The 6,939-nt window shown below is 44.4% G+C and carries 7 protein-coding genes; 4 read left to right on the top strand and 3 right to left on the bottom strand.

The window, feature by feature from the left end; genetic code table 11:
- Positions 1-183: 183 nt before the first annotated feature.
- Complete coding sequence (locus MHI15_RS30730; RefSeq protein ID WP_076124783.1) at positions 184-432, bottom strand: DUF7667 family protein; 249 nt, start codon at positions 430-432, stop codon at positions 184-186.
- Positions 433-792: 360 nt separating this feature from the next.
- Here MHI15_RS30730 and MHI15_RS30725 point away from each other — a divergent pair, with 360 nt between their 5' ends.
- On the top strand, positions 793-1,128 hold the full coding sequence (locus MHI15_RS30725) for a hypothetical protein (RefSeq protein WP_341165257.1): 336 nt from the start codon (positions 793-795) through the stop codon (positions 1,126-1,128).
- Positions 1,129-1,165: 37 nt separating this feature from the next.
- Here MHI15_RS30725 and MHI15_RS30720 read toward each other — a convergent pair whose 3' ends face one another.
- On the bottom strand, positions 1,166-2,206 hold the full coding sequence (locus tag MHI15_RS30720) for an HD-GYP domain-containing protein (protein ID WP_076219643.1): 1,041 nt from the start codon (positions 2,204-2,206) through the stop codon (positions 1,166-1,168).
- A 77-nt stretch (positions 2,207-2,283) separates the two neighbouring features.
- Positions 2,284-2,997: a molybdenum cofactor biosynthesis protein gene (locus tag MHI15_RS30715; RefSeq protein WP_076281049.1), complete on the bottom strand. Its 714-nt coding sequence runs from the start codon at positions 2,995-2,997 to the stop codon at positions 2,284-2,286.
- Positions 2,998-3,134: 137 nt separating this feature from the next.
- Between MHI15_RS30715 and MHI15_RS30710 the strand changes: the two genes are divergently transcribed.
- The 3 genes from MHI15_RS30710 to MHI15_RS30700 all read left to right on the top strand — a co-directional run bounded on the left by MHI15_RS30710 (position 3,135) and on the right by MHI15_RS30700 (position 6,732).
- Entirely contained in the window at positions 3,135-4,574 is a 1,440-nt protein-coding gene (locus MHI15_RS30710; protein WP_341165256.1) for a bifunctional metallophosphatase/5'-nucleotidase, read from the top strand.
- Between the two features lie 73 nt (positions 4,575-4,647).
- Positions 4,648-5,475, top strand: a complete 828-nt coding sequence (locus tag MHI15_RS30705) for an undecaprenyl-diphosphate phosphatase (protein WP_076124791.1) — start codon at positions 4,648-4,650, stop codon at positions 5,473-5,475.
- A 144-nt stretch (positions 5,476-5,619) separates the two neighbouring features.
- The gene (locus MHI15_RS30700) at positions 5,620-6,732 is read left to right on the top strand and encodes an HD-GYP domain-containing protein (protein WP_076187093.1); all 1,113 of its coding nucleotides are present in this window, start codon (positions 5,620-5,622) and stop codon (positions 6,730-6,732) included.
- Positions 6,733-6,939 lie beyond the last annotated feature (207 nt).

Here is a 6,939-nt window from a genome sequence, read left to right as displayed (position 1 = left end):
AAGAACGGAAGAACGGAAGAACGGCAGAATGGAAGAACGGCAGAACGGCAGAACGGAAGAACATCAGAAAGGAAGAACAGCAGAATGGAAGAACAGCAGAACGGAAGAACAGCAGAACGGAAGAACGGCAGAATGGAAGAACGAAAGAACATAATGCAGCAGGGTAAGATTTCTATGATTCAGTTACTTGGGGCGTTTGGATACCCTGCCCGTCACACGCAGCTCAAACATTTGTGCACAAATATCTTGATGCCATTGTAGATCAGCTGTCTGTTCCGCTAATAGGATTTCATTTTGTAATCGGGCCATCTCATAGCAGTAGGTAGCGTTAATTTGCAGGCACTGCTGTTGCTCCGTTTCCTCAGCAGCAGTAAGCTGCCGTCTACGGCTCAGGGTGAACAACTCGGCAAGGCGTTCATGGACAGGAAGCATGCTTTTTTCCTCCTATAGCAATTTAAAACCACATATTAGTCTCGCCATTAGAAGAGGAATTCAAACGTTACGTCAGATAATTAAATTGAGGGGCCTTACTATGTTGAGGGTAGGAGGAACTATCTTCGAAGTCAGAAGGAAACAATAGAGGTGAGAGAGGTGAAAATCGAGGAATGTTTAGGAGTAATCTGGAAACCAATCTTTAGTTGCAGTTTGTACAATAGAAACCATCATTCTCGTTATAAAAATACTGTTAATTGCACTTTGTGCAGCTATTTTCGAGAAATGTGCTTATAAAGAGCATTTTCCTTAATTTTAGTTGCACAAAGTACAACTAAATCAGAATTTGGCTTGCTAGACGTGGATTTAGTTGCACAAAGTACAACTAAATCAGAAATCGGCTTGCTAGACGTGGGTTTTGTTGCACAAAGTACAACTAAATCACCATTCAGCTCGCTAGACGTGGATTTAGTTGCACAAAGTACAACTAAATCAGAATTCAGCTCGCAAGACGTGGATTTTGTTGCACAAAGTACAACTAAATCACCATTCAGCTCGTTAGACGTGGATTCTGCTGCACAAAGTACAACTAAATCACCATTCAGCTCGCTAGACATGGATTCTGTTGCACAAAGTACAACTAAAAAATCCCCCGTAGTTAAACCGGGGGATTTAGTGTACAAACAGCAGCTCTGAACCTTCTGCTAAGCAACGCAGGACCTCAAGAAACGCCCTAGTCCATGTAGATTTCCACAATCGTAACATTACGTTCGCGGGCTAGATCGACAAATAATCCATCGATCTTTACCAGCGGACGGAAAATATCAACTGGATTGTTCATGATAATCACACCTGTATCCCCCGTGTTCAGTAATACTCGCTTGCCGATAAAGTTGGGCATTAAATGTTGTATAAAGGCTTGAACCGTTCTGCCGTTCAGCTTACCAAAGCTGAGGTCATTTAGTTCACGTAGGACAGAAATAAGCTCTTGCTTGGACTGATAGACGCGTTTAGAAGTCATCGCACTATAGATGTCAGCTACAGCAGCAATTTGCGCATAAGGATGAATCTCGGATTTGGTTAGCTTATTAGGATAGCCAGAGCCGTCCTCACGTTCATGATGCTGTAGGGCTGCCAAAGCTGTATGTGAGTCATCCATCGAATTGCGGATAATTTCGTAGCCGTACTTAGTATGTAGTTTAACTTCTTCGAATTCTTCCGCGGTTAATTTTCCAGGCTTATTTAATAGAGCAGGTGAGATTCTACATTTTCCAATATCAATTAAATATCCAGCTCGTCCAATCTCATAGCATTCTTGTTTGGAATACCCAAGCCAGATTGCAATATAATAAGAGAGCATACCTACCTGCAAAGAGTGGTTGTAGGTATAATTATCTTCGCGATCGAGCAGAAGCAGCAGGGAGACTACATCCTTTTGCTTGTCCAACGATTGAAGCGAAGGCTGAAGAATGTCGTTAACCACGGATTGGTTAAAGCTTCCTTTTAATAGTGCTTCCATATAAAGATTCTCAAAGCCGTCAATCATGGTATCAAAACTAGTGGTCACCGTCTGAATAATTGAAGGTCTGCTTAATGGGGCAGGTTCTTCCACTAACGTCTGGATATCAACATAATCAACTCCATGCTGCATCAGCTTGGCGATATCATCTATCTGGAGCAGCGATCCCTTTGGTAATACATGCAGACCTCTTGAACTATAAGCGTCTGAGTTGAGGTGATTACCAGGTTTTAGATCCGAGACGTGTACTCTCAATGCCTATGCCACCTTTTATCCGATTTTATCCAGAATATCAACAAAGTGCAGATTTTTCAATGAAAAAGGAGTGAAGATTAATTGTGGAGGGAATCGGCAGCCTTTTGTTCAGAGCCTACCCAGTGCTGGCCTGATTCATTGATGTCTTTTTTCCAGATAGGGACGGTCTGTTTCAGCAGTTCAATGGCCAGACGACTAGCCTCGTAACAGGTATCGCGATGAGGGGTGGAGACAGCAATGATAACGCTTGCTTCCTTAAGACCAACAAGCCCAATGCGGTGGGAAATCGCGCAGCGTGCATTCCAGCGATTCTGTACCTCATCACCAATTTCTTTCAGCTTATTTAAGGCCATAGGAATATAGGCTTCATAGTCTAATGCTGTTGTGCGTTGTTCTCCGGTCATTTCGCGTGTAGTTCCTACAAATAATAGGGATGCTCCATGATTGGCATCGAGGACGGCATCCAGAAGCTTCTCAGCATTTAATGGCAGATCCGTTATGCTATAGAGGCCGTCAGGAGTGCTCTCATATAAAGAACCATTCTCTCCCCCGGAAACGGGAGGGATTAATGCAACTTCGGCAGACTCGGTGATGAGGGCTTCATCAGGTGCATATTCCCGGTCAATAGCGACCAAAGAAGTTCCAATTAGGGATGCTGCATCCGGATAAGAGGTTGAAAGGAGTTCTTTTAACTTCCCAGCGGTTAAGGGATTCTCCGTCGCATGAAAGGTCAGAGAAGATGAACCGATAATCTCAGCCAAACCCGCGAACAGGCGGATTGTGATATGCATACTTATTCACCTCTGAAATATGTTGTAATGTCTACAATATACCATAATGAGCCTGAAAATGTTATGCTAGGCTCTATAAGATCATGCATCGGCTGCGTCATTAAAGAGCGGCTCAACAGGTAGGAGGAATGTTGCTAATGGGGCATGTGCCGCAAAGACTGACCATACTTCATACCAATGATATACATAGCCATTTCGAAATGGTGAGTCCATTGGCAGCAGAAATCGAGAGACAAAGAGCTGCAGCGGGAGAAGAGCCTGTGCTGCTGCTGGATATTGGCGATCATATGGATCGTGCAGCCGTAGAGACAGAAGGAACTATGGGTCAGGCTAACATTGATGTACTTAATTTAACAGGATATGATGCTGTAACCATCGGTAATAATGAGGGGTTAACATTCTCACAGGAGATGTTATCCTCTATTTTCTCCGGGTTACAGTGTCCAGTGGTATGCTGTAATTTTGTGGAGACTGCAACAGGGGAACCTCCCCACTGGATGAAGCGTCATGCCATCTTGGAGAAGGACGGAATCAGAATAGGAGTGACTGGAGCGACAGCGGCATTTACTTCGTTTTATTCCTTGCTGGGCTGGGATGCTCTGGATCCCGAGACAACCCTTCGGGAACAATGCCTTCTTCTAGCTCCTCAGGTGGACATTCTAATCATCCTTTCTCATTTGGGGCTTCCCGCAGATCGAATTCTGGCAGAGCGGCTGGAAGGTGTGCATGCTATTCTAGGTGGACATACACATCATATGCTGGAAGAACCGCTCATGATTAACGGAACAGCTGTATGTGGAGCCGGGAAATTCGGGCGTTACCTCGGGCGGCTTCAATTTGAGCGGAGAGAGGGACAACCTGGATTTAGCCTGGTGGCGGGTGAATGTATTCCGATTGACCCAGGACTGAAGGAAGAGATTGTAGGTCCTGCCGCTACTATTCATTTGGAGCGTGGTCGTGAGGCTCTTCAGCAGACCGTTGCGATCACAGATCGTGAGCTTCCTTTGAATTTGCAGGGAGAATCCCCTTTTGGCAATCTTTTAGCCCAAGCTGTACGTAGATTTACAGGCACCAGTTTGTCGATAGTTAACACAGGTCAGCTTCTAGGACCTTTGCCTGAAAGGGAGGTTACAGCGGGAATGCTGCACGCCCTATGTCCTTCTCCCATTAACACCTGCGTAATCAAGCTGAAAGGCCTAGATATTCGCATAGCTTTGGAGCAGAGTCTTACTGAAGAATTTTATAATAAGGTGATTTTTGGGTATGGCTTTCGCGGGAATTATCTGGGCAGCTTAGCAGTAGATGGGATAAAAATCTTGTACGATCCGCAGAAGATACCGTATGATAACAATATTGCAGTTTTTGTCGAAGGAAACCCGCTGGAGGATGATAAAGAGTATAATGTTGGTACGCTGGACATGTTTACTTTCCGTGCAGGCTATGAGACGATCGCCAATGGGAAGGATCCTGTATTTTTGCTGCCTCATTTTTTACGCGACCTGCTTGGGATGGAATTGCAGCGTCCGGACAGTCTTGATGAATGTATGCTCACTCGGTGGGAGATCAAGTCTGAGTAAACCTGCAGCTCACAAGATATACTTTTTGATTCCATTTAAACAGTGCTAGATTCCCGAAAAATAGGAGGAGATTATGGACACGATTACAGCTATTATTTTAGCAATTGTCGAAGGGATCACTGAATTTATTCCTGTTTCTTCTACAGGACACATGATCTTGACCTCGAAGCTTCTGGGCTTTGATGAGCAGGATTCGATTATGAAGACTTATGAAATCGTTATTCAGCTAGGGGCAATATTGGCGATTGCGCTTGTTTACCGCGAGCGTGTGCTTAATTTGCTGGGCATTGGGCGTAAGAACTCAGGAAGAGGCGGTGTGATGCCGGCGTCTCGTTTGAACTTAATCCATGTAATACTTGGGATTGCCCCAGCACTAGCTGTGGCATTTTTTGCCCGCGATTTTATAAAAAGTCTCTTTGGAGCCACGACTGTTCTTTGGGCGCTTGTCGCCGGCGGGATTCTAATGATTATCGCAGAATGGGTAAACAGACGCAAAATTAGAATTACAGCGCATGAGCTGGACGATCTTTCTTACGGACAGGCGCTGGCTATCGGGATGTATCAGATTATTTCAGTGCTGTGGCCAGGATTTTCCCGTTCGGGATCTACGATCTCCGGAGGGATGTTAAGTGGGGTTAGTTATAAAGCGTCTGCGGATTTCTCCTTCCTTATAGCCATTCCTATTATGTGTGCGGCTTCCGGATATGAAATGTTGGATTCTTATAAGAACTTCACTAGTGAGACGATTGGCTATTTTGTAATTGGATTTCTGATTTCTTTTGTAGTGGCTTATGTAGTGGTTATTTTGTTTATGAAATTGATTCAAAAGATTAGATTGACGCATTTCGCGATCTACAGATTTATTCTTGCTGCTATATTCTGGTTGTTTATTATGCGTTAATGCCCATAGGCAAAGACCTAGACACACCCGATGTTCTTCATGGTGCACCTGTCTGATCTCTACATAAACGGTATAGACAAAGCGTGTGACCCAAGGATTTCAAAACAGAATAGCATTTTACCGTTAAAGGCAGGAGTGAGCTAAGTGCGTTTAGTATCCGTGAATCAGCTTCAAGCAGGCATGAAATTAGGTAAAAAAATATATAATGATGAAGGTCTAACTCTCCTCGCGGATGGGGTGGAGCTTACTGATGCATTGATCAAGAGGCTTTCAAGAATTGACATCGGTTATATTTACATAGAGGACTCTGTCACGGACGATGTTGAAATTATAGGTATGCTTCAAGATGAGACACGTAATCAGGCACTGAAGGTGATTCGTAATCAGTTTCAGCAAATGACAGGCGCTTCAGGAATAAGCAAGGGATTCTACCATCTGGATAAAAAATTCTCAAAGATCATGGATAGCATCCTGGATGATTTGTCTTTACAAGAAGATCCGATGATCATGCTGCTTGATATGCACACCGCTGATAACTACTTGTACGTCCATTCCCTGAATGTCTGCTTGTACACTTTGGTGCTTGGCATTGCGCATGGGTACAGCAAAGAGGAGCTTCGAGTGATTGGTCTGGGTGCGCTGCTGCATGATATTGGCAAGACCCAAGTCCCGATAAAAATCATTCAAAAACCCGGTAAGCTCAGTGAAGATGAATTTCGCCATATGCAGGCACACACCGAGATCGGGTATCAGATTCTCAAGGAAGAACCGAATATCCCGCTGCTCGCGGCTCATTGTGCGCTTCAGCATCATGAACGCATTGACGGATCCGGATATCCGCGGGGATTAAAAGGACCTCAAATTCATGAATATGCCAAATGGTTGGGCGTGGCTGATTCCTACGATGCCATGACCTCCAACCGGGTCTACAAAAAGGCTATGCTGCCACATCAAGCCGTTGAGGCGCTTTATGTAGGTTCTGGTACATTGTATGAGCAGAAGCAGCTAGAGTTATTTAGAGATCGTGTGGCTATCTATCCTCTTGGTCTTACGGTGAAGCTCAGTACGGGTGAAAGTGGAGTTGTTGTCAAAATAGACCCAAGTACGCCTCACAGACCGATTGTACGTGTGCTTACAGGGCCTGAAGGAGAGAAAGTCGTACCGTTCGAAAGGGATCTAGGAAAAGCCCTCTCCGTTGTTATCGTTGACGTCGCAGATCAAGGCGATTCTGTGGGAACGCCAAAATATTTATCATAGCAGCGAAGAGAGAAGATTAGGCTTGTCCGCATAACTCGCGGAAGCCTATTTTTCGTCTCGCTGCTATTATTTTTTACAGTGAAAAAGCTTGTAAGGACAGTCTGAAAGACATCCGAAGTGCAGTTTTTCTGACTAACGTGGTATGATATAGGATAAGACACCGTTCAATCTTCATGATTATGGGTTAATAATAGGAATAAGATTTAA

Source organism: Paenibacillus sp. FSL H7-0918 (assembly GCF_038007025.1).
Lineage (GTDB): Bacteria > Bacillota > Bacilli > Paenibacillales > Paenibacillaceae > Paenibacillus_AQ > Paenibacillus_AQ odorifer.
The sequence above is the reverse complement of the archived record's forward strand: the minus strand, read 5'-3'. Positions and strand labels throughout refer to the sequence as shown.

Coding starts and splice junctions, on each gene's coding strand:
- MHI15_RS30705 (WP_076124791.1), top strand. CDS start 4,648: ATGGACACGATTACAGCTATTATTTTAGCAATTGTCGAAGGGATCACT.
- MHI15_RS30710 (WP_341165256.1), top strand. CDS start 3,135: ATGGGGCATGTGCCGCAAAGACTGACCATACTTCATACCAATGATATA.
- MHI15_RS30715 (WP_076281049.1), bottom strand. CDS start 2,997: ATGCATATCACAATCCGCCTGTTCGCGGGTTTGGCTGAGATTATCGGT.
- MHI15_RS30730 (WP_076124783.1), bottom strand. CDS start 432: ATGCTTCCTGTCCATGAACGCCTTGCCGAGTTGTTCACCCTGAGCCGT.